General features: G+C 65.3%; 21 protein-coding genes, 1 tRNA gene and 2 rRNA genes (1 of these 24 only partly in view). 8 read left to right on the top strand and 16 right to left on the bottom strand.

Going from position 1 to position 22,156, the window contains the following annotated elements:
* The 3 genes from QX108_RS29170 to QX108_RS29180 form a co-directional block, all read left to right on the top strand.
* Positions 1–148: ribosomal RNA gene (locus QX108_RS29170) — 23S ribosomal RNA — on the top strand (it extends 2,697 nt beyond the left edge of the window).
* 96 nt (positions 149–244) lie between these two features.
* Positions 245–359: ribosomal RNA gene (gene rrf, locus QX108_RS29175) — 5S ribosomal RNA — on the top strand.
* Between the two features lie 251 nt (positions 360–610).
* On the top strand, positions 611–1,204 hold the full coding sequence (locus QX108_RS29180) for a hypothetical protein (RefSeq protein ID WP_315722025.1): 594 nt from the start codon (positions 611–613) through the stop codon (positions 1,202–1,204).
* A 93-nt stretch (positions 1,205–1,297) separates the two neighbouring features.
* Here QX108_RS29180 and QX108_RS29185 read toward each other — a convergent pair whose 3' ends face one another.
* On the bottom strand, positions 1,298–2,602 hold the full coding sequence (locus QX108_RS29185; RefSeq protein ID WP_315784070.1) for an NAD(P)H-dependent oxidoreductase: 1,305 nt from the start codon (positions 2,600–2,602) through the stop codon (positions 1,298–1,300).
* Between the two features lie 163 nt (positions 2,603–2,765).
* Entirely contained in the window at positions 2,766–3,566 is an 801-nt protein-coding gene (locus QX108_RS29190) for a phytanoyl-CoA dioxygenase family protein (RefSeq protein WP_315784073.1), read from the bottom strand.
* A 192-nt stretch (positions 3,567–3,758) separates the two neighbouring features.
* Between QX108_RS29190 and QX108_RS29195 the strand changes: the two genes are divergently transcribed.
* Both QX108_RS29195 and QX108_RS29200 read left to right on the top strand, forming a co-directional pair.
* Positions 3,759–4,301, top strand: a complete 543-nt coding sequence (locus QX108_RS29195) for a methylated-DNA--[protein]-cysteine S-methyltransferase (RefSeq protein WP_315722022.1) — start codon at positions 3,759–3,761, stop codon at positions 4,299–4,301.
* A 94-nt stretch (positions 4,302–4,395) separates the two neighbouring features.
* Complete coding sequence (locus QX108_RS29200) at positions 4,396–4,728, top strand: DHCW motif cupin fold protein (RefSeq protein ID WP_315722021.1); 333 nt, start codon at positions 4,396–4,398, stop codon at positions 4,726–4,728.
* 2 nt (positions 4,729–4,730) lie between these two features.
* Here QX108_RS29200 and QX108_RS29205 read toward each other — a convergent pair whose 3' ends face one another.
* The 4 genes from QX108_RS29205 to QX108_RS29220 all read right to left on the bottom strand — a co-directional run bounded on the left by QX108_RS29205 (position 4,731) and on the right by QX108_RS29220 (position 8,201).
* Positions 4,731–5,597 carry an MBL fold metallo-hydrolase gene (locus QX108_RS29205; RefSeq protein WP_315722020.1) on the bottom strand — a complete coding sequence of 289 codons (867 nt, stop codon included), beginning with the start codon at positions 5,595–5,597 and terminating at the stop codon, positions 4,731–4,733.
* 18 nt (positions 5,598–5,615) lie between these two features.
* On the bottom strand, positions 5,616–6,230 hold the full coding sequence (locus tag QX108_RS29210) for a glutathione S-transferase family protein (protein WP_172181008.1): 615 nt from the start codon (positions 6,228–6,230) through the stop codon (positions 5,616–5,618).
* Between the two features lie 187 nt (positions 6,231–6,417).
* Positions 6,418–7,260 carry a fumarylacetoacetate hydrolase family protein gene (locus tag QX108_RS29215; RefSeq protein ID WP_315784078.1) on the bottom strand — a complete coding sequence of 281 codons (843 nt, stop codon included), beginning with the start codon at positions 7,258–7,260 and terminating at the stop codon, positions 6,418–6,420.
* A 77-nt stretch (positions 7,261–7,337) separates the two neighbouring features.
* Entirely contained in the window at positions 7,338–8,201 is an 864-nt protein-coding gene (locus QX108_RS29220; RefSeq protein WP_315784081.1) for an MBL fold metallo-hydrolase, read from the bottom strand.
* A 116-nt stretch (positions 8,202–8,317) separates the two neighbouring features.
* Here QX108_RS29220 and QX108_RS29225 point away from each other — a divergent pair, with 116 nt between their 5' ends.
* The gene (locus QX108_RS29225) at positions 8,318–8,773 is read left to right on the top strand and encodes a DUF3775 domain-containing protein (protein WP_315784084.1); all 456 of its coding nucleotides are present in this window, start codon (positions 8,318–8,320) and stop codon (positions 8,771–8,773) included.
* 256 nt (positions 8,774–9,029) lie between these two features.
* Here the strand turns inward: QX108_RS29225 and QX108_RS29230 are convergent, their stop codons facing one another.
* Together QX108_RS29230 and QX108_RS29235 are read right to left on the bottom strand one after the other, a co-directional pair.
* Positions 9,030–9,812: an SDR family oxidoreductase gene (locus tag QX108_RS29230; RefSeq protein ID WP_315784087.1), complete on the bottom strand. Its 783-nt coding sequence runs from the start codon at positions 9,810–9,812 to the stop codon at positions 9,030–9,032.
* 114 nt (positions 9,813–9,926) lie between these two features.
* Positions 9,927–10,442, bottom strand: a complete 516-nt coding sequence (locus QX108_RS29235) for a CvpA family protein (RefSeq protein ID WP_315784090.1) — start codon at positions 10,440–10,442, stop codon at positions 9,927–9,929.
* A gap of 111 nt (positions 10,443–10,553) precedes the next feature.
* Between QX108_RS29235 and QX108_RS29240 the strand changes: the two genes are divergently transcribed.
* Positions 10,554–11,315, top strand: coding sequence for an SDR family NAD(P)-dependent oxidoreductase (locus tag QX108_RS29240; protein WP_315784093.1), 762 nt, complete (start codon positions 10,554–10,556; stop codon positions 11,313–11,315).
* 209 nt (positions 11,316–11,524) lie between these two features.
* Here QX108_RS29240 and QX108_RS29245 read toward each other — a convergent pair whose 3' ends face one another.
* Together QX108_RS29245 and QX108_RS29250 are read right to left on the bottom strand one after the other, a co-directional pair.
* The gene (locus tag QX108_RS29245; RefSeq protein WP_315784096.1) at positions 11,525–13,129 is read right to left on the bottom strand and encodes a GMC family oxidoreductase; all 1,605 of its coding nucleotides are present in this window, start codon (positions 13,127–13,129) and stop codon (positions 11,525–11,527) included.
* 156 nt (positions 13,130–13,285) lie between these two features.
* A complete protein-coding gene (locus tag QX108_RS29250; protein WP_315784097.1) occupies positions 13,286–14,719 on the bottom strand; it encodes a coniferyl aldehyde dehydrogenase in 1,434 nt (477 codons plus the stop codon).
* Between the two features lie 492 nt (positions 14,720–15,211).
* On the opposite strand from QX108_RS29250, the gene QX108_RS29255 reads away from it, so the two are divergent.
* Positions 15,212–15,288, top strand: a tRNA-Met gene (locus QX108_RS29255).
* A gap of 409 nt (positions 15,289–15,697) precedes the next feature.
* On the opposite strand, the gene QX108_RS29260 is transcribed toward QX108_RS29255, so the two are convergent.
* The 6 genes from QX108_RS29260 to QX108_RS29285 form a co-directional block, all read right to left on the bottom strand.
* Positions 15,698–17,035, bottom strand: coding sequence for a HAMP domain-containing sensor histidine kinase (locus QX108_RS29260; protein WP_315799625.1), 1,338 nt, complete (start codon positions 17,033–17,035; stop codon positions 15,698–15,700).
* Positions 17,036–17,069: 34 nt separating this feature from the next.
* Positions 17,070–17,723, bottom strand: a complete 654-nt coding sequence (locus QX108_RS29265; protein WP_315722007.1) for a response regulator transcription factor — start codon at positions 17,721–17,723, stop codon at positions 17,070–17,072.
* A gap of 62 nt (positions 17,724–17,785) precedes the next feature.
* A complete protein-coding gene (gene ccmI, locus QX108_RS29270; protein ID WP_315784104.1) occupies positions 17,786–19,105 on the bottom strand; it encodes a c-type cytochrome biogenesis protein CcmI in 1,320 nt (439 codons plus the stop codon).
* Positions 19,102–19,587: a cytochrome c-type biogenesis protein gene (locus tag QX108_RS29275; protein ID WP_315784107.1), complete on the bottom strand. Its 486-nt coding sequence runs from the start codon at positions 19,585–19,587 to the stop codon at positions 19,102–19,104. Before QX108_RS29275 ends, ccmI begins: the two co-directional genes overlap by 4 nt.
* Before the next feature lie 17 nt (positions 19,588–19,604).
* Positions 19,605–20,141 carry a DsbE family thiol:disulfide interchange protein gene (locus QX108_RS29280; RefSeq protein ID WP_315784110.1) on the bottom strand — a complete coding sequence of 179 codons (537 nt, stop codon included), beginning with the start codon at positions 20,139–20,141 and terminating at the stop codon, positions 19,605–19,607.
* An 8-nt stretch (positions 20,142–20,149) separates the two neighbouring features.
* A complete protein-coding gene (locus tag QX108_RS29285) occupies positions 20,150–22,138 on the bottom strand; it encodes a heme lyase CcmF/NrfE family subunit (RefSeq protein WP_315784113.1) in 1,989 nt (662 codons plus the stop codon).
* Positions 22,139–22,156: the final 18 nt, after the last annotated feature.

A 22,156-nucleotide genomic window follows, 5' to 3' on the forward strand; every position in this document is an offset into this window, starting at 1 on the left:
AACCGCTGAAGGCATCTAAGCGGGAAACCCACCTCAAAACGAGCATTCCCTTGAGAACCGTGGAAGACGACCACGTTGATAGGCCGGGTGTGGAAGTGCAGCAATGCATGCAGCTTACCGGTACTAATCGTTCGATCGGCTTGATTGCTCTCATTTTCAGTGTCCATCACCGAAAATGATGACGAACAGACCTTCAGGGAGGTCAATCCTCCCGCTTGCTTCTTACCTCGATGTCCTTCGCCGGCCTGGTGGTCTTAGCGAGGAGCCTGAACCCGATCCCATCCCGAACTCGGCCGTTAAACTCCTCAGCGCCAATGGTACTATGGCTCAAGCCCTGGGAGAGTAGGTCGCTGCCAGGCCTGCAAAGGACATCACCCTCTTCACATCCGATACACGACAACGCCGCGCTGATAGCCTCAGCGCGGCGTTGTCGTTTGTGGTGGTCGTTGGCCGCCCTCGTTTGTCACGATCATTCGTTCGCCTTGCGACCGCGGCCGCACAACCGTGTGATCGTGCTGCGCGGAACCGATTCAGGCGCGGTTCATTCCCCAGAACGTACGCAATGCTGCGCTGTCTATCGTTGCAGTCTATTGTCCCACAGGAGATCCTCATGCGCATGTTCGTCCGGACCACTTTCGTCGCGCTGGCCCTTGCGGGCTCAGGCGCCGCGATGACGGCCCTCGCAACGCTTCCGGCCCTTGCGCAGGCCGCCAAGGATTCGCCGGCTGCGCCGGCGGGCCCTACGATCAGCCAGCCGCCGCAGCTCAAGCAGATCGCGCTGACGGACAAGCAGATCGAGAACGTGCTCGCATCGCAGAAGGACATGGACGCCGTCACCGACAAGCTGCCGGAGAACGCGCCGCCGGACCAGAAGGTGGTCACGCAGCTCGACGGCGTCGCCAAGAAATACGGCTTTGCGAGCTATGACGACTTCAACATCGTCGTCGACAATATCAGCCTGGTGATGGGCGGCATCGATCCCAAGACGAAGAAATATGTCGGTCCGGAAGCCGTGATCAAGGAACAGATCGAGCAGGTCCAGGCCGACAAGAAGATGAAGCCCGATGACAAGAAGAATGTGCTCAACGATCTCAACGCCGCGCTGAAGGCCAAGCCGCCGGAGGTTGAGAACAAGGGGAATATCGATCTCGTCGTCAAATATTACGACAAGCTCGCCGCCGCGTTCGGCGAGGATGACAACTGAGGGCCGAGCTGACCTCTGGCGCTCGAGCTACGAAGCCCCGACCGACGGTCGGGGCTTTTTGATTGCGGCTCGTGCAGCGAGGCGCGTGCGTCATCAGTGAGCGAACGTCATCTCCATTTGCTTGCGCACCTTCACGATCTCGTCCGCGGCGTCGATCGCGACATCACCCCAACGCACGACAGCGCCGCGTGCGACGTTGTTCACGAGCGTCACGCGGTGGGCCAGTCCGATCGGGAGCGCGCCGTGTTGCAGGCTGGTGCTCGCCGGAAGCACCTTGCCCCACACCGTGTAGCCGCCTTCGCCGTCGAGCATCTCGCCGGCACGCAGATCCTTCTTGGCCACCGCGACGACATCGCCGCGGAAGCCGATGGGCTGACCCGTCGGCTCACGCCGCAGCGCGGCTGAGAGCACCGAGACGTTCAGCTCCAGCCCGATCAGATGATAGGGCTTGTACATCGCGGCATAGCGGCCGCTGGCGTCGGTCTTCAAGCCGTACTGGCGGAAGCAGTCGGCGGCATAGTCGTTCGGCGCCTCCAGCACGACATAGACGCCCCATCGCAGATCGCGAAACACCGGCCGGCCGTCACGCTCGAGCGACGACACCACCTCGACCATGCCCGATCGCTCCAGCATGCCGCCGCGCTCGCGCGGGCGCAGCACATGCGGCAGATCGTCGACGCCGCAGGGCGGAAACAACAGGCCGTCCGAGGGCACGTCGAGCCCGGTCGCGTTGGCGATCGCGGCCATCTCGATCGCCGACTTGGTGCCGTCGAGGAAGGAGTTGAACATCTGCGGGTTCATGCCGGCGGACTGAGCTTCGCCCGCGGTCAGCCCGTAATGCTGCCAGACGCCGTCGGGCGTCACATCGTGATAGGCCGGCAGATATTTCGTGCCCTTGCCGGCCGCCACGACGTGAAAGCCGGTCGCACGCGCCCAGTCGACCAGCTCCGCCGTCAGCGCCGGCTGGTCGCCATAGGCGAGCGAATAGACCACGCCGGCCTTGCGTGCTTCGTCGGCCAGCAGCGGTCCCGCCAGCACGTCGGCTTCGACATTGACCATCACGATGTGCTTGCCGGCCTTGATGGATGCGCGCGCGTGGCGGATGCCGGCGGTCGGGCTGCCGGTCGCTTCGACGACCACCTCGACGCCGTCGGCGAAAGCCTTGGTCGCGTCGGCCGTGAACGTCGTGTGCTCAATCAGCTCATTGCTCCAGCCGACGGTGCGACACGCGTCGCGCGCCCGCTCCGGATCGAGATCGACGATGACGGGCACCTCGAGGCCAGTGACATGCGGCACTTGCGACAGGAACATCGAGCCGAACTTGCCGGCACCGATCAGCGCGACACGGACGGGCTTCCCGGCGGCGGCGCGGGCTTGGAGGAGGGCGTGGAGGTTCATTGTGCGATCCGGATCTGGTTGAGGCTCATGCGCAGCCTGTTAGTTCTCGTCATGGCCGGGCTTGACCCGGCCATCCATCTCCTCACAAGCAGTCCGTGCTCAGAGGATGGATGCCCGGGTCAAGCCCGGGCATGACGACCTCGTTTTCCGTTGGCTCCGCTTTTCACTCCGCCGCCTCGCGATGCGTTCGCGCAAGCTGCAGCAACGCATCATCCGGAAGCGTTTCGATCGGGGTGAAGTCGCGGTGCGCGATGTACTCCGGGCGCGTCGGCGTGCGGATGTGGTTCGAGACCGCATTCAGCGTCAGGTACACGATCTTGCGCGGATAGGGCGTGATGTTGCCGGCGGAGCCGTGCACGAGATTGCCGTGGAACATCAGCATGCCGCCGGGCCTGCCGGTCGGCGCGACGATGCCGCCCTCGGCGACGAGACGCGTCACCGTCGCCTCGTCGAGCGTCCACAGCGGATAGGACGTCGTGGCAAGATCATGCGAGGCCTCGAGGTCGCCGGCATGCTGGCTGCGCGGCACCAGCATCAGGGGGCCGTTGATCGGCATCACCTCGTCGAGGAAGATCGCGATGTTCATCGCGCGCGGCTCGGGCATGCCGTCGTCGCGCTTCCAGGTGCCGTAGTCCTGGTGCCATTGCCAGACGTCGCCGGTGAAGGCCGATTTGGCGTTGATCTTGAACTGATGCATGTAGAGCTTCTCGCCAAAGATCTGCTCGATCGGCTCGATCATGCGCGGATGCGCCGCCAGCACGCGGAACGCGTCGTTGTAGAGGTGCGCGGCAAACGCCGTCCGCGGCGCGCCGCTCTTCTCGCGCCAGACCTCCGGCCGGTCGGCCGCATAGATCGCTTCCGCCTCGCGGGCGAGGAAGGCGGTCTCCTCCGGGCCGAACAGCTCGGGCAGGAACAGCCAGCCCTCGCGGTTGAAGAATGCGATCTGCTCCGGCGTCAGCTTCATGGCGTCCTCCCTTTGCTTCGGCTTCCTCGGCGAGACATCCGGTCTTTGCGCCGGCTGGTCTCCGCGCCCGTCGACTTCCGGGGGGCCGAATGCGCGCCTGTCGACATTGGCAGAATCCGGGTGGATCGCAACATTCTCCAAGCCTAATCTGATCGTCAGATGATACGGGGCAGCGCGACGATGGAGCCCGCCATGTCAGACCAGAGCTACGCAATGTTCGAAACCGCGATCGGCACCTGCGCGATCGCATGGGGCCCACGCGGCATCAACGCCGTGCAGCTGCCGATGGGCGGACCGACGCAGATCCGGACGCGCATGCAACAGCGTCATGCCGGAATCGCCGAGGCTGAGCCGCCGCAGCATGTGCAGCGCGTCATTGGACGTATCAAAGCGCTGCTCGCGGGGCAGCCCGATGATCTCAGCGACATCGATCTCGATCTCGACGGCGTCAGCGCGTTCCAGCGCGGCGTCTACGACATCGCGCGCCGGATCCCGCCGGGACAGACCCTGACCTATGGCGATATCGCCAGGCAGCTCGGCGGCGTCGAGCTGTCGCGCGAGGTCGGCCAGGCGCTTGGGCGCAACCCGTGCCCGATCGTGGTGCCCTGCCATCGCGTGCTCGCGGCCGGCAACAAGCCCGGCGGCTTCTCCGCCAATGGCGGCGTCGATACCAAGCTGAAGATGCTGGCGATCGAGGGCGCGGCGGTGAACCACACGCCGAGCCTGTTCGATTGACGGCGGCCGCGGCAGGCGCGTTTGATCTCCAGCGCGCGGCGCTCTATGCCATGGGGCAGCTTCGATCCGCCCCATGTCCCGCACAGAGCCCGCCATGAAAATCCCGACGCTGCCCTTCACCGTCACCGACTGGTCCGCCGTGCCGGTGACCGAGCATCCGGGCGAGCAGGGCAAGGCGTATTGGCGGACGCTGATGATCGGCGACATCCGGGTGCGCCAGGTCGAGTATACGCCCGGCTATCTCGCCGATCATTGGTGCGACCGCGGCCACATCCTGCTGGTGCTGGAAGGCGAGCTCGAAAGCGAGCTCAAGGACGGCCGCAAGTTCACGCTGTCGGCGGGCATGAGCTACCAGGTCTCGGATTTCGGCGACGCCGCGCACCGGTCGTTCACCGCGACCGGCGCGAAACTGTTCATCGTCGACTGAGGCTAGATCGCCTCGCAGGCGAAGCCGTTGCCCTTGCGCGTGATGCGGCCGACCGAGGGCGACGGGAAATGTGCCGTGCAGCACAGCGTCGGCGTGTCGCAATAGCGGCCGAGGAATTCACGCCGCGTCACGGCGGCCTGTGCCGCATCGACGTCGAATTTCGGCGACAGCTCGGGATAGCAAAGCTGCAGCGGCGAGTGCATCAGATCGCCCGAAAACACCGCATCGTCCCTGCCTCTGCCGATGGCGACTGCAACATGGCCGGGCGTGTGGCCCGGCGTCGGCAGCAGCCGGACGTGATCGCCGATCGCGAACTGGTCGCTGACGATGTCTGCGCGCTTGGCCTCGACGACCGGCAGCACACTGTCGGCGAAGGCGGGTACCTCGGCCTTGGCGTGCTGCGCGACCCAATAGTCATATTCGCGCTGCGCGATGACGTAGCGCGCATTGGGGAAGGTCGGCACCCAGCGGCCGTTGTCGAGCCGCGTATTCCAGCCGACATGATCGGTGTGCAGATGCGTGCACATCACGACGTCGATATCGTCGACCGACAGGCCCGCGGCCGCAAGCGCCCGCATGTAGCTGTCGTCGGTCTTCATGTTCCAGACCGGTCGCGCGCGCGGCTTGTCGTTGCCGATGCAGCTGTCGATCAGGATGGTGTGGTGAGGGGTCTTCACCAGGTAGGACTGGAAGCACAGGATCAGCGTGTCCTGTGCGTCCAGCGCCTTGGCCGCTTGCAGCGCGCTGCGCTCGGCTGCCAGCACGTCCGGCGGCAGCTCTGGAAACATCTCAAGCGCCGGCAGGAAGGTGGTCTCCTGCTCGATGATGCGATGGATCGTGAGATCGGCGACCGAAAACGTCAGCGTCACGGCAATCCTCTCGAATTGTCAGGCCGCCGGCGGCACCGAGATCTTCACCGACTCGCGCTCCAGCATTTTCTGATGGAAGGCGTCGAGCGCCGGATAGGCCTTGCGCCAGCCGCAATCGGCGAAGCGGAAATCGGCATAGCCGAGCACGCAGACGAGGCCGATGGAGACGATGTCGAACGGGCGCGTCATCAGGTCGCTCTGCGCATTGAAGCGGGCCATGCCCATCCAGGCCCGATTCCAATGATCATCGGACCAGGCCTGCCAGCGCATGCCCTCGGGGCGCACCATCGCCTCGTAGCGGCACAGCAGCATGGAATCGAGCATGCCCTGCAGCATCGAATGCTCGCTCTTGACCTTCCAGCGCGACGGGCCGGAGGCTGGGATGAGCTTGTTGCCGCCGGCGAGCTCGTCGAGATATTCGACGATGACGTAGGAATCCAGGATGACGTCGCCATTGTCGAGGATCAGCACCGGCAGCTTCTTGAGCGGCGTGATCTTCATGTACTCGTCGTTGGCCTGGCCCGGCATGACAGCGGCGGGCGTGAACTCGATCTTGTCGATCAGGCCGAGCTCGATGGCGGCAATGCGCACCTTGCGGGCGAACGGCGAGGCGGGCGAGAAGGTGAGTTTCATGTAATGCTCCTGGAATGCTCTTTCCGTCGTCATGGCCGGGCTTGACCCGCCTGCGGGGCCGAAGCCCCTTCGGCGCGGCGAAGGCCCGGCCATCCATCTCTCATGTCGCGCGCCGCAGGACGTGGATGCCCGGGTCAAGCCCGGGCATGACGACGTTGAAGATTGGGGCCGCCTCACATCTCGATGACTAAGCCTCGATGATTTCCTGGCGCTGCTCGCCGAGGCGCTCGATGCCGAGGGTCACGACATCGCCGACGTTGAGGAAGGTCGGGGGCTTCATGCCCATGCCGACGCCGGGAGGCGTGCCGGTGGTGACGATGTCGCCCGGCAGCAGGGTCATGAACTGCGAGACGTAGGAGATGCACTTGGCCATCGAGAAGATCATCGTCGCGGTCGAGCCGGTCTGGCGGCGCTGGCCGTTGACGTCGAGCCACATCGACAGGTTTTGCACGTCCGGAATCTCGTCCTTGGTCACGAGCCAGGGGCCGACCGGGCCGAACGTGTCGTGCGACTTGCCCTTGGTCCACTGGCCGAGGCGCTCGATCTGGAAATTGCGCTCGGAGACGTCGTTGCAGATCGCGTAGCCGGCGACGTGGTTCAGCGCATCCGCCTCGGACACATACTTGGCGCGGGTGCCGACGATGGCGGCGATCTCGACCTCCCAGTCGAGCTTGGTCGAGCCGCGCGGCTTCTCGACCTGGTCATAGGGCCCGCACAGCGCAGTATTGGCCTTGAGGAAGAAGATCGGCTCGGCCGGAATCGGGTTGCCGGTTTCCTTGGCATGATCGGAGTAGTTGAGGCCGATGGCCACGAACTTGGAAATGCCGGTGACGGGTGCGCCGAAGCGCGGCTTGCCGGAGACGGCGGGCAGGGAGGCCGGGTCGAGCGCGGCGAGCTTCTTCAGCGACTCCGGCGCATAGGCGGCGCCATCGAGGTCCTTCACATGGGCCGACAGGTCGCGCAGCTGGCCGGATGCATCGATCAGGCCCGGCTTTTCCGCGCCTTTGTCGCCGTAGCGAACGAGCTTCATTTGTTTCTCTCCCTTAAAGCCTTGGTATTCCAGAGCCCTGTCATGAAGCATGGCGGGACGAAATTCAACCTCGCGGGCTATGCGCTGCCGCCGCCCCGCATTGCTTCGAAACGAAAGGCGGCGCCGTCGCGGCGGATGTGTCCGGCATCGAAATGGCCGCCGATCACCAGCGTGCCGGTGTCGGCGAAACGGGAGAACAGCGCCTGCCGCGTGGCGGCCGCCTGCGCCGGATCGGAATCGACGGTCGAGCTCCAATCCAGCTGCGCCATCTGGCAGGGATGGTGCGCGACGTCGCCGCTCAGGAGTGCCTGCGCACCATCGGAGCGGATGTGCAGGCTGACATGGCCCGGGCTGTGGCCGGGGGTCGGGATCAGCGTGATCTCGTCGGTGATCACGGCATCGCTGGCCACGAGCTCGGCCCTGCCGGCGTCCATGATCGGCTGCACGGAATCGGCGAAGGTCGCGGTCTCATCCGCAGCCTCGGCATGGTCGCGCCAGTGCTCATATTCGGTGCGGCCGAAGACGTAGCGCGCGTTCGGGAAGGTGGGAATCCAGCGGCCGTCGACCAGCCGCGTATTCCAGCCGACATGATCGACGTGGAGATGCGTGCAGATCACCATATCGATGCTGTCAGGGGAGAAGCCGCCGGCGGTCATCGTCTCCAGGAAGGGCGCGGTCCGGCCGTTCCACACCGGCACGCTGCGGCCCTGCTTGTCGTTGCCGAGCCCGGTGTCGACGACGATGCGCCTGGTCGGCGTCTCCAGCACCAGGGCGTGGATGGACATCTTCAGCTTGCCTTCGCCGGTGGCGAAATCGGGCGCTGGCCAGGACAGCGCGCGGATGGCTTCAGGCGTCGCCTGCGGCAGGATGAAGCGGGTGCCGCCGACCGTCTCCAGCTCGGTGAATTTGGTGATCCTGACCCGGCCGACCGTCCATGGCATGCGCGCTTCCTCGTTCTGTTCTTTGATGAGACGACGATGCCGTGTCGCACGTTCGAGCGCAATGGATCGAGTTTCGGGAACAGGCGTTGTCGTGGCCAGTCGAAGAGGAGAGTGTCATGCCCGAGCTGACGATATCACCGGAGAAGGTCGCCTTCCTGATCGAGAAGGCCCGCGAGTTCGACGTCAAGGAGCAGGCGACGGATGACGATTCCGGCTCGAATGCCGCCGATGACGACATGATCGATGTGTTGCAGGACAGCGGTGAAGATCCGGTCGTGCGCGAGATCACCGGCTTCATCAACGCCATGACCGAGGACGAGCAGACCGATCTGGTCGCCCTGATGCGGCTCGGCCGCGGCGACGGCGACATCGAGGAATGGGACGATCTGCGCCGCGAAGCCGCCGGCCAGCGCGACCGCCACACCGCGCGCTATCTGCTGGGCGAGCCGATGCTCGGTGACCTGCTCGCGGAGGGGCTCGACGCGTTCGGCATCGACTGGACGGAGGGGCGGACGACGGCGGACTCCTCGAGTCCGAGCCAGCGCGACGAGGACGAGATCACCAAGCAGTAGTTCTCAGTTCGAGCCCGGCTGGCTTCCGCGCGTACGATGCGCTCCCTCTCCCCGTTCTTACGGGGAGAGGGGTGGGGTGAGGGGCAGCCGCACGGCAAGTGCTAATAGGCATACGCGCCGGGAGTGTTCGGCGAGGGACCTGTACCCCCTCACCCGGATCGCATCTGGCGATGCGATCCGACCTCTCCCCGCAGGCGGGGAGAGGTAAGGTTGCGGCAACAGCTTCGCCGAACCGCCTCGATAGCAGCTGCTGCGCTTACAGCGTTCCCGGGAACGCGCCGCCATCCAGCAGGATATTCTGTCCCGTGATGTAGCCGGACTTGGCGCTGCACAGGAACGCGCAGGCGATGCCGAACTCTTCGGGATCGCCGAAGCGGCCGGCGGGGTTGGTCTTGGCGCGGTCGGCGAGGATCTGCTCCGGCGTGACACCGCGCTTCTCGGCTTCGCCCTTCGCCGTCGAAAGCAGCCGGTCGGTCTCGAACGGGCCCGGCAGCAGCGCGTTGATCGTGACGTTGTTGATCACGGTCTTGCGCGACAGGCCGGCGACGAAGCCGGTGAGGCCGGCGCGGGCGCCGTTGGACAGGCCGAGAATGTCGATCGGCGCCTTCACCGCGGCCGAGGTGATGTTGACGATGCGGCCGAACTTGCGCGCCATCATGCCGTCGACGACAGCCTTGATCAGCTCGATCGGCGTCAGCATGTTGGCGTCGAGCGCCTTGATCCAGTCGTCGCGGGTCCAGTTGCGGAAATCGCCGGGCGGCGGGCCGCCGGCATTGTTGATCAGGATGTCCGGATCCGGGCAGGCCTTCAGCACGGCGGCGCGGCCTTCGGGCGTGGTGATGTCGCCCGCCACTTCGGTCACGGTGATGCCGGGATTGGCAGCGCGAATCTCGGCCGCTGTTTTTGCCAGCGCCTCGGCGCCGCGCGCAGTGATCGTGACATGCACGCCCTCATTGGCGAGCGCGATGGCGCAGGCGCGGCCCAATCCCTTGCTGGAGGCGCAGACGATGGCGCGGCGGCCCTTGATCCCGAGATCCACGATTGATCACTCCGATATGTCAGTGAGGCTGGAACATTATTGATGCGGCATTCTAGCCAACGCCGCCGCCGCTGATAAGGGCAGCCGGCCTGTGCGCAATTGCATGGCTCGCAATCAGATGCGGTGCTCTTGCTTGAGACGATCGATCAGGCTCGCCACCTCTGGCGGCAGCGAGCGAAAGCCTTTTGCGCCTGCGAGCGAGAGAATGGGCCGCAGGCGCGAGCCATCGAGGAAGCGCGGCTGGCGCTCGGGCGGAACGATCTTGTCGAACACCAGCACCAGCGTGGTCGCGACCATGCCGACGCGGACCGCTCCCAGCAGGGCGCCGCCGAGCCTGTCGCCAAAGCCAGCCTCGGGACCGACCGCCTCGTCGAGCAGCATCCGACCGATCTTGCCCAGGGCGACGCCGATGACGACGAAGGCCGCGAAGAACTGCAGCCAGTTCTGCGCCAGGGGGGTGCCGTGCACGTCCTGCAGTTGCGGGCTCATGGCCGCCACCGCGCCCATCGCCAACGGCATCGCCAGGAGATAGGCCAGAATGGTGATGGCGCTGCGCAGCAGCCCGGTCGCGAAGCCGCTATAGACGGCGACCATCAGGGCGGCACAAGCGGCGAGGTCGAAAGTATTCATGACTGATATGCTGCGGTTGTAGGCCTGCCCGGTAAACAAATCCGGTTTGCGCTGCTTCAAATCGTCTGTATCAATGCGCCGCAACAAACCGGGGAAACGCAAGGTGGTGCCATGTCGGGCCTGTTCGATGTCAGCCGCGAGGTGATTCTGATCACGGGCGCGAGCCAGGGGCTGGGCCGCCAATTCGCGCGCGTGCTGTCCGCGCAGGGTGCTGCCGTCGCGCTCGCCGCCCGCCAGACCGGCAAGCTCAAGGCTCTGGAGGACGAGATCGAGGCCAAGGGCGGTCGCGCCGTCGCCGTCGAGATGGACGTGACCAGCAATGCTTCGATTGCGAGAGGTCTCGATGCCGCGGAGGCCGCGCTCGGTCCGGTCACGGTGCTGATCAACAATGCCGGCATCGCGGTCGAGAAGCTCGCGGTGGAGCAGAGCGAGGCCGATTGGGACGCCGTGATCGGCGCGAACCTGAAGGGCGCCTATTTCGCCGCGACCGAGGTCGCGCGCCGCATGATCGCGCGGAAAGCGCCCGGCAACATCATCAACATCGCCTCGGTGCTCGGCTTCAGCGTCGTGAAGTTCATATCGCCCTATGCGATCTCGAAGGCCGGCGTCGTGCAGACCACCAAGGCGCTGGCCCTGGAGCTCGCCGCCAACAACATTCGTGTCAATGCGCTGGCGCCGGGCTATATCGACACCGACATCAATCATGACGTCTGGCAGACGCCGGCCGGCGAGAAGCTCATCAAGCGCATCCCGCAGCGGCGCGTCGGCCACGAGAGCGATCTCGACGGCGCCATCATGCTGCTGGCCTCGAATGCTTCGCGCTACATGACGGGCAGCGTGGTCACGGTCGACGGCGGCTTTCTGCTGACGTAGTTGTTTCGCGATCAGCCGGACATTGCGCGCCGAGACGTCGGATGAGTTCGGCTGCAATCACCACGGCTGTCATTCCGGGACAAGGCCGCAGGCCTGGCCCCGGACATCTGGAGATTGTCGTACGCTCATTCTGAACGATCTCGAGATTCCGTGGGCATCGTCATTGCTCGTCGCTCCATGAGCTCGACTCACGCTTGCCCGCGGCAGGATCAGTTGGCTCGCAACTCGGCTCTGATCATGTCGGCGGCCTTCTCGCCGATCATGATGGTCGGCGCATTGGTGTTGCCGCCGATCAGGGTCGGCATGATCGAGGCATCGACCACGCGCAGACCGGACAGGCCATGCACCTTCAGCGCGGGATCGACCACCGCGAGCGGATCGTCCGTGCCCATCTTGCAGGTGCCGACGGGGTGATAGACCGTGTCGACGCGGGCGCGCAGGATGGCGCGAATGTCGTCGTCGGTCCTGACGTCCGAGGTGAACAGGTCGCGTTTGCCGAGATCGCGCATGGCCGGTGTCTCCATCAGCCGCCGCGTGGTCTTGTAGCCCGCGACCATGGTCTCGAGATCGTCGTCCTCGCCGAGGAAGTTCGGATCGATCAGCGGCGGCGCCAGCGGATCGGCGCTCCTCAGCGCCACCGTGCCGCGGCTCTTGGGCCGCAGCAGGCAGAAATGGCATGAGAAGCCGTTGCCATGCCGCTTGCGGCCGTGATCATCGGTCACGGCCATGCCGAAATGCAGCTGGATGTCGGGGACGTCGAGGTTGGGATCCGTCTTCAGGAAGCCGCCGCATTCGGCGAAGTTCGAGGTCAGGACGCCGCGACGCTCGCGCCGATACTGGCCGATGCCGGCCAGCAGCCGGCGCAGGCCCTTCGGTGACAGCGATGAGAAGTTCGGATTATCGGAGGTGTAGGCAAAGATGAAGTCGGGATGGTCCTGCAGGTTCTGGCCGACTCCCGGCAGGTGGTGAACGCCGGCGATGCCGAGCCTTGCCAGTGCGGCTGCATCGCCGATGCCGGAGAGCATCAGCAGCTGCGGCGTCTGAAATGCACCGGAAGCCAGGATCACCTCGCGCCGGCAGCGGATCTCCTTGACCTCCTTGCCCTGGCGATACTTCACGCCGACGGCGCGCTTGCCGTCGAACAGGATCAGCGAGGCGTGGGCCGAGGTCTCGACGCGCAGATTGCGGCGGCTGCCGAGATGCGGCTGGATGTAGGCGCGCGCAGCGCTCCAGCGCTCGCCATTGCTCTGCGTGACCTGGTAGAGCCCCAGGCCCTCCTGCGTCTCGGCATTGAAATCGTCGCGGATCGGAAACTGCGCCTCGCGCGCCGCCTGCAGGAAGATCTCGTGCACGGGATTGCCGGTCCGCAGCCGGTTGACCGGCAGCGGACCCGACTGGCCGTGATAGTCGCCGTCAAACTCGGCATTGTTCTCGGCGCGCTTGAAATAGGGCAGGACGTCCTCATACGACCAGCCGGCGTTGCCAAGCGCAGCCCAATGGTCGTAGTCGGCGCGGTGGCCGCGGATGTAGACCATCGCGTTGATCGCCGAGGATCCGCCGAGCCCGCGTCCGCGCGGCTGATAGCCGGTGCGGCCGTTGAGGCCGCGCTGAGGCACCGTCGTGAACGACCAGTTGTTGACCGGACCCGCCACCATCAGGAACAGCATGTAGGGCGTGGTCACGATCCAGTTGTCGTTGCGCCCGCCGGCATCCAGCAGCATCACCGACGTGGCCGGATCCTCCGACAGCCGCCCCGCGACCGTCGCTCCACCGCTGCCGCCACCCACGACAATGAAATCGACCTCGTCCACCACGCGCGTCTTCTCCCTGATGTGTTCTTCGTTATTTGGTCGTCAGTCCGGGGCGCCGCGCATCTGCGCGGCGAACCCGATCTCGAGCTTGGTTTGCTTGTCAGTCACCTCGAGATTCCGGGTTCGCGATGCGCGCGCCCCGGACTGACTCGGAGTTGTTTAGCTCAAAAACCGCAGCAGCTTCTCGATCCTGGCAATGCTGGCGCCGTAGGGCGGATACAGATCCTTCATGCGGTTGAATGGCGAGCGGTAGAACACCGGCTTCAGCTTGCTGAAGCTGTTGAAGCCCCATTCACCGTGATAGTGGCCGATGCCCGAGGCGCCGACGCCGCCCATTGGCTGGTTCATCTGCGCGAAATGCAGCAGGCAGTCGTTGATCGTGACGCCGCCGGAGACGGTGCGCGCCAGCACCGCCTCGCGCGCGGCCTCGTCGCTGCCGAACCAGTACAGCGCCAGCGGCCGGTCGTGAGCGTTGACGTAGCGAATCGCCTCGTCGGCATGTCGATAGGTCATGACCGGCAGCAGCGGGCCGAAAATCTCCTCCTGCATGATCGCCATGTCGGGCGTCGCGCCGACCACGACGGTCGGCGGGAATTTTCGCAGCTTCTTCCATGCCGGATCTTCCGGGCTTGTCGTGCTCAGCGGCTTGGCACCGCGCGCGATTGCGTCGCGTAGCAGGCCTTCCAGCCGGGCATAGTGCCGGTCGGAAATGATCGACGTGTAGTCGCCATTGGTGGGGGTGGTGCCGAACATCTCCTGCATGTTGCGATGGAGCTTGCCGGCGAACGCGTCGCGCTGCGGCTCGGGCACGAACACGTAGTCGGGCGCGATGCAGGTCTGCCCGGCATTGAGCAGCTTGGCATAGGCGATGCGCTCGGCGGCTTGGTCGACGTCGGCGGAGAGATCGACGATGGTCGGCGACTTGCCGCCGAGCTCGAGCGTTACCGGCGTCAGATTGCGCCCCGCGGCCTCGGCGACGATGCGGCCGACCCGGGTCGAGCCGGTGAAGACGAGATGATCGAAGGGCAGTCCTGCGAAGGCCTGCGCGATGCCGTCCTCGACGCCGGTGACGGACAGCTCGGTCGGATCGAATTGCGCGGCGATCAGCTCCTTGAGCAGCGCGGAAAAGCGCGGCGTCAGCTCGCTTGGCTTGATCAGGACGCGATTGCCGGCCGCGATGGCGCCGATCGCAGGGGCGAGGGTCAGCTGCAACGGATAGTTCCAGGGCGCGATGATGCCGACGACGCCCAGCGGCTGCGGGATCAGCCGGTTGCGGGCGGGCCAGAATTGCAGCGAGGTCGCAATGCGCCGCGCCGCCATCCAGCGCGGCAGCATCTTCAGCGTATGCTTGATCTCGGTCTGCAGAAACAGCGTCTCGGCGATCGTGGTCTCGACGGCGCAGCGATGGCCGAAATCTGCCGAGATCGCGTGCTCCAGGCGTTTCTCATTGGCGGCGAGCAACGTCCGCAGCCGTGTCAGACGCTCCAGCCGCGTCGCGAGCGGCGGCGGCAGCGCGCTGCGCGACGCTTCGATCATGGCGTGAAAGACGTCGTCGAGCGCCGATATCGGGGGACTCTTCAGGGAGTGGTCCATGGACGTCTCCTCACGTGTGCTGCGGCCGCGTGCCGGGCCGTCGTTCTGGTTTGCCCGAAGCTGCCGCGTTGCGGAACCGTTGGCAAGCGTGGGCGGCGGCTGTTTCACACGGGATCGCGGAGGGGCTGCGGAGCCTGCTTGGCCAAGGCAGGGCAGTGGCACCATCCGCGCCTTCGAGGAACTTCCGCGCGGGCCCCGGGGCCGCTTTGAGGTCTGACGCTGGGTGAAACGGGGCTAAATAGATAAGTACTTGATTATACGTGATAATTTTAGCGTCACCCAGTGTCTTTGCCGGTGTCACAATCCGGCAAAAAAACTTCCGAAAAGCCCTTTCCAAACCGGCCCTGCATTGGTACATACCGCCCGCACCCGATGGCCGGCCCGGCCGACGGGCTCAAGCCTTCTCAGGAAGCCTTTGGGATGTGATCGGCGGCGCTGGTGAGCGTCAGCCAGGAGCATCCAACGATTCTCTGAAGGCCGTGCACGGATTAACGCGGGGTGGAGCAGCCCGGTAGCTCGTCAGGCTCATAACCTGAAGGTCATAGGTTCAAATCCTATCCCCGCAACCACTGAGACCGACACTCCCGCAGCCGCCTCGGCTGTGGGAGTTTTGGTTTTTGCTCCCTTGTCCTTTTGAGCTGGGGTCCAGCTGAGGACGGGACCGAGTTCCCCATAAAGTCTGGCCTCGATCTGCCCTCGCTGGGCGCCGGCCGGAGCACGATGCGGTCGATGAGGCCACGCAGAGCCTGGGCTGCTCGTCCATCCTGAGGTCGCGGTGGTTTGTGCTATCCGCATTGCCGCTGTCTTCGTGGCTTGCGCCTCATAAGAGAGCTATGGAGTCGGTGATTGCCTCGCCGGTGACGATTGCGTCCCGCAGAACCGGCAGTCGTCCGCTCCAGGAGAGAGCGGCGCGCCACCTGCAAGGAGAGGGCCGGGGAGGAGAAGGCTTGTGGAGAGGTGGTGCCGTAAGAAGCCGAGCTACGATGAGCTTAGGCTGGCCTTCTTTTTCAGCGCGAGCTTGAGGGCGGCGCCGCCCATTCTCGAATTCTCGATCCACAGTCGACCGTCATAGAGGCTGATCAGGTCGCGGGCGATCGCGAGGCCGAGCCCGGTCCCCGGCTTCGTGTCGTCGAGTCTCGTGCCCACGTCGAACACGCGGCTTCGATGTTCGACTGGAATGCCCGGCCCATCGTCCTCCACCGTGATCAACACGGTGCCCTCGAGGTCTTGAATCGAAATCACGACGCGGTCGCGCGCCCATTTGGCGGCGTTGTCGAGCAGGTTGCCGATCAGCTCGGTCAGATCGTTGGTGTCGCAGGCGACGACGAGGTCGGTCGGGCCTTCGACGTCGAACCGCCGCTCGTGCCCCGGACCAAATCGAGAATAGGTGTTGATGACGCTCCTCAGCACGTCTGCCAACAGCGAGCAGGCGCCCGCATTTGCGATTCCGGATGCCTTGGCGCGCGCTGTCTGATAGTTGATCAGCAGCGCCATTCGCGAGCATTGCTCGGAGAGGGCCCGGGCGTGATGCTCCTGGCCGGACGCCCTCAACCGCGCGGCTTCCTCGTCGAGAATGGCCAGCGGTGTCTTCAGCGCATGCGCGAAATTGCCGGCGAGCACCCGGGCACGATCGACCATCGTCAGATTGGCCGTGATCATTCCGTTCAACTCGGTTACCAGCGGCATGATTTCCCCCGGAAGGTCCTCGGGCAGGAGGGTGGTCTTGCCGCTGCGCACGTCCACGATGGCGCGACCCATGCGTTGCAGCGGCCGCAGTCCGTAGACGACCTGGGCGTAGGCCGTGCCGACCATGGCGAGTGCCATGAAGCCCAGCATCGCCACCAGCGTCAGATTGAGGTGCTGCATCTCGTCGCTGATCAGCCGCTCATCCGCGCCGATGCGGACTTCGAGCGGTTGCCCGAGACGCGACGGCTCGCTGACGGTTCGAATCATGCGCAGCGGCCCGGTCGGCCCCTCCACATTCGTGAGCGTCGTCACGTTGCTCGAGGATCCGTCGTCGGGTGTGAATGACAGAAAGAGATCGTCCTGCAGCGACGGCGAACGCGCGCTGCTGCCGTTCTGCAGAATGACCTGCCAATACATGCCGGACCGGGCAGGGGAAAAGCGCGGGTCGCTCAGATGACGGGTGACGATTGGCCGCTGCGCTGCGTCGAGCTCCACGAGATCCACGAGCTCGCGGGCATGATCGAGCAGGTCATGATCGATGTGCGCCTCGACGACACGACGAATGACGATCGAAAGCCCGAGCCCGCTGGAGAACAAGACGATCGAAATCCAGATCGCGGCGACGGCCATCATTCGGGCACGGAAGTTGCGACGGAACATTGTTCTATCCGAAGCGATAGCCCAAGCCTCTGATGGTGCGAATGCAGTCGCGTCCCAGCTTTCTCCTGAGACGGGCAATGTAGACCTCGACGGTGTTGGAGTCGCCATGATCGTTGCCGGCATAGATGTGGTCCAGCAGCTCGGTCTGTGACACGATATGATCGGCGCGGCGCATGAGGAGTTCGAGGATACGCAACTCGAGTGCGGTCAGGTCGACGATCTCACCGTCCTTCCTGACCGAGCCAGCCGCAGGATTGAATTCGATCTGACGGAGACGGAGCACCGTTTCAGGTCTGTTGCCGACTCGTCGGAGCAACGATTTGACCCGTGCGACGAGCTCCTGGGCCTTGAAGGGCTTCTCGAGATAGTCGTCCGCTCCCGCGTTGAGACCGTTGACGCGCTCGGCCCAGCCGCTGCGCGCGGACAGGATCAGCACCGGCATCGTGTGTCCGGTATGACGCCAGCGCTGCAGCACGTCGAGGCCCGAGATACACGGCAGACCCAGATCGAGCACCGCGGCGTCATAGGGCTGGCTGTTGCCCAGCATCCAGCCTTGCCTGCCATCCGTCGCGAGATCCGCCTCGAAGCCGGCGTCGGCCAGGCTTGCCTTGATGCGCTCGGCGTAGACGGGCTCGTCCTCGATGAGCAGAATGCGCATTTGCCACGACTCCAGTCTGTAGAAGGGGCCGCTGATGCTGACACGCGGATCGGCCCCGGACGCTATGGATTGATCCCGAGCTGCCGGGCGGAGTCGGCGATGCGCGTGCGTTCGGGAACGTCCTCTGAGAAGATCGACAGGGCGCGCTGCAGGGATTGCTTGGCCGCCTCGACCTCGCCCAGCACAACCCGTGAGCGGATCAGCTTGATCCAGCCCTCCGCATCTCTCGGTGATTGCTCGAGCCGTGTCGCAAGGCCGTCCACCATACCGCGGATCATGAGGTTGCGGTCATCCGAGGACATGGTCTCCGCCTTGCGGATGTCATCGGGGCGGGGGCCGCGCGGCTCGGCCGGCTCGCTCGCGGCCGTCTGACCGGAGCGCAGCAGCTGCTGCATGCGCTCGGCGGAGAGGTCAGGCCGAACAGGCGGGGACGAGCTGCCGCTCTCTCCGAGCTCGCGGCGAAGTGCGTCGAGCCGCTGCTTGAGATCGGGCAGCCACGGCTCGTTCGGATCGGACTCGGCTACGATGGCGGTCCAGTCGGCCATCGCACCTCGCTTGTCGCCCTCCTGCTCCTTCACGACGCCGACGAAGAAGCGGGCGCGCGCGTCCTTGGGATCGAGCTTGAGCGCTTCATCGAAATCCGCGCGCGCGTCCGATGTGACGGTGCCGTCCGCGGCCCGCACCAGCGCTTCGCCGCGCGCACTACGGTATTCGGCCGAGCCCGGCCGCAGCTCCGTGGCGCGCCCGTAGGCCTGCGCCGCCTCGGCAAAGCGCTCGATGTTAAACAACGACCAGCCCAGCAGCCGCCATCCATCGGCATCCCGGGGATTGCGCTCCAGTCGCGTCTGCACACGCTGGATCATCTCCTCGACCGGCGGCAGGCCGCTGCCCTGCTGCGGCCGGTCGCGTCCGTCCTGCCCGGTCATCTGCTCCAGCGAGGCTATGGCCTGGGTGCCGGCGTCGGATCGCGCCTCGGCGACCGACCTCGCGGTGGTGCTGCCGGCGGTCTGGCCCGACCCGGCTGCGGGCACATCCGGATTTCCGACGAGCGCGTACAGGGCGACGGAGCCGAACACGACCGTCGTCGTGACGACGATGAGCGCGAACTTTCGTTCCGAGCTGGTGAGGGGGGAGGCTGGCGGCTGATCAGCGGCAGCCGCGGCAAGAATGCGCCGTCTGATCTCGTTGGCAGTGGTCTCGCCGTCCGACTTGTCGATCAGGCCGCGCGCGGTGTCGTTCTCGATCTCGCGAAGCTGGTCGCGGTGGACGGCGAGGCCCTGCGCCGAGGCCAACTGTCTCCGCTCGTAGCCGCGGATGAAGGGCGTCGAGATGAGCACGGCGGCCACGGAAATCATCGCCGTCAGGATCAGCCACAGCATCATGAAAGGCTCCGTTGATCGAGGATCGCCTCGATGGCTTTGAGTTCGTCGGCGCTGAGCGGAGCGGCGCGCTCCGTCTCGGGCGCTGCCGCATTGGCCGACGCCCGGCGGACGTAACGGCCAAAGACGACGATGGCGATCAGCAGTGCGAGGAGCGGGCCGATCCACAGCGGAATCGTATTCCACTGCAGGGGCGGCTTGAGCAGGACGAAATTGCCGTAGCGCGCGACCAGGAAGTCCACCGCCTGCCGGTCGCTATCACCGGCCTGCAGGCGATCGCGCAGCAGGACTCTCAGATCATGCGCCAGCGGGGCGTTGGAGTCGTCGATGCTCTGATTTTGACACACGACGCAGCGCAGCTCCTGGCCCAGCGCGCGCGCCCGGGCTTCCAGCCGCTCATCCCGCAGCATTTCGTCGGGAAGCACTGCAAGGGACGGCGGCACGCTCGCCGTCAGGGCGAGCGAGGCGACGATCAGCGCGGTCATTCGGATCCGCGACCGACTCATGACTCGCTCCTCAAGGCCTTCAGCAGCGGTTCGAAATCGCTGTGCCATACCTCCTCGGTCAGCGGGCCGGGATAGCGAAAGCGGATGCGGCCGGCCCGGTCGATGACGAAGGTCTCGGGGACACCGGTCACGCCGAGATCGATGCCTGCCCGGCCGGACTCATCGGAGCCGACACGGGCATAGGGACTGCCGTGCCTGGCGAGCCAGCGCTTGCCGTCGTTCCGATCGTCCTTCCAGTTCAGCCCGTAGATCGGGATCGCGGCGCTCTCTGCGAGCTTGAGCAGCATCGGGTGCTCGACGCGGCACCCGGGACACCAGGAGGCGAACACGTTGAGCAGCATGACGTCGCCTTGCAGATCGGTATTGGCGAGACCGGCACTCTTGCCATCGAGCGATGCAAGCTGGAAGCGCGGCGTCGGCTTGTCGATGAGCGTCGAAGGCATCCGCCGGGGATCGTTGGTCAGGCTGAACGCCAGCCCGACCGCCAGGGCGGCAAAGGCTGCGACGGGGATGAGATAAGGGAGGCGCGACATGTCTCGTCCTATTCGGCAGGAACGGCCGCCGGCACGGCCGGTATCGCCCGGCGCGGCGCGCCGACGCGCAGTCTCCGGTCGGCCAGCGAGATGAAGCCGCCGCAAGCCATCATCAGCGCGCCGATCCAGACCAGCGGCACGAGTGGATGATAGTAGCAGCGCACCGCCCAGCCGCCCTTGTCGTCGGGATCACCGAGCGTCACGTATACGTTCCAGATCAGGTTGGTGCGGATGCCTGCGGCGGTGGTCATCTGCTGCCGGACGGGATAGAAGCGGCGCTCGCTCGACAGCTGCGTGAACGGCTTGCCGTTCCGCGTGATGTCGAAGACGCCCCGCTCGGCTTCGTAGTTGGGGCCTGGGACCTTTCCGATCGAGCGCAGCTTGATGTCATAGCCCGCAAGCTGCAGGCTCTCGCCCGGCCGCAGCATCTGCACCTTTTCGCTGGCCCACGCCGTCATTCCCGTGATGCCCGCGACGGTGACGCCCATTCCTGCATGGGCCAGCACCAGCCCGTAGACCGCGAGCGGCGTGGTGCGCGCGAGGTTGAGCGATGTCGCCAGCGGGGTCGCCGGGCCGAGGCGCATGCGATGCACCAGCACCATCAGCGAGCCGATGACGAGCCAGACGGCAATGCCGAAGAACAACGCGACCAGGAAACGCTGCCCCAACGTCGCAATCAGGATGGCGACGGAGACGAATGCCGCAAGCGCTCCGGCGAGGCGGAGCCGCTGCAACGCCGCGACGAACATATCGCGCTTCCATTTCAGAACCGGGCCGACCACCATGGCGAGCAGCACCGGGACCATGATCGGAACGAACGTCATGTTGTAGTACGGAGGGCCGACGGAGATCTTGTCGTTGCCCAACATGTCGACGATCAGCGGGTAAAACGTGCCGAGAAACACCGTGGCGACGGCCGCGGTGAGCAGCATGTTGTTGAGCACCAGGCCGCTCTCGCGGCTGACGGCAGCAAACAAGGCCCCGTGCTTCAGGCTCGGCGCCCGGATCGCATACAGCGTCAATGCCCCGCCGGTCGCCACCAGGATCAGCGCCAGGATGAAGGCGCCGCGCGATGGATCCTGCGCGAAGGCATGTACGCTGGTGAGCACCCCGGACCTCACCAGGAACGTCCCGATCAGACTCAGTGAGAAGGTCACGATTCCCAGCAGGATCGTCCAGCTCTGGAGCGTATTCCGGCGCTCGACCACAAGAGCGGAATGCAGCAGGGCCGTCCCCGCAAGCCACGGCATGAAGGAGGCGTTCTCGACGGGGTCCCAGAACCACCAGCCGCCCCAGCCGAGCGTGTAGTAGGCCCATGCGCTCCCGAGCGTGATTCCGATCGTGAGAAAGCACCAGGCCGCCAGCACCCACGGCCGAACCCAGCGGGCCCAGCCTGCATCGACCCTGCCCTCGATCAGCGCGGCAACCGAAAATGAGAAGGCCATCGAGAAGCCGACATAGCCCAGGTAAAGAAACGGCGGATGAAACGCGAGGCCTGGATCCTGCAGGATCGGATTCAATCCGTTGCCTTCGAGAGGAGCATCGATCAGCCGTGCGAACGGATTCGAGGTCGAGACGATGAAGGTCAGGAAGCCAAGGCCGATCATGCCGTGGACGCCAAGCACGTTGCTCTGCAGCCTGTCGGGCAGGTTGGTGCCGAACAGCGCCACCGCCGCGCCGAACACCGAGAGAATCAGGACCCACAACAGCATGGATCCCTCATGGTTTCCCCAGACACCGGAGATCTTGTAGAGCAGCGGCTTCAGCGTGTGCGAATTGGCCGCGACGACCTGCACCGAAAAGTCGGAGTGAACGAACAGCGACGTCAGGCATACGATCGCGATCGCGACGAACAGAAACTGAGTCAGGGCGGCGTGACGAACGAAGCCGGCGATCATCGCGGACTGGCGACGCAGTGCCGCAAACGGAACGATCGACTGCGCCAGCGACACGACAAGCGCGATAATGAGTGCAAAGGATCCGGCCTCCGCTGTCATGTTGGCTCCCCGACCGCA

The sequence above is a fragment of the Bradyrhizobium sp. SZCCHNR1002 genome (assembly GCF_032381435.1).
GTDB classification, from domain to species: domain Bacteria; phylum Pseudomonadota; class Alphaproteobacteria; order Rhizobiales; family Xanthobacteraceae; genus Bradyrhizobium; species Bradyrhizobium aeschynomenes.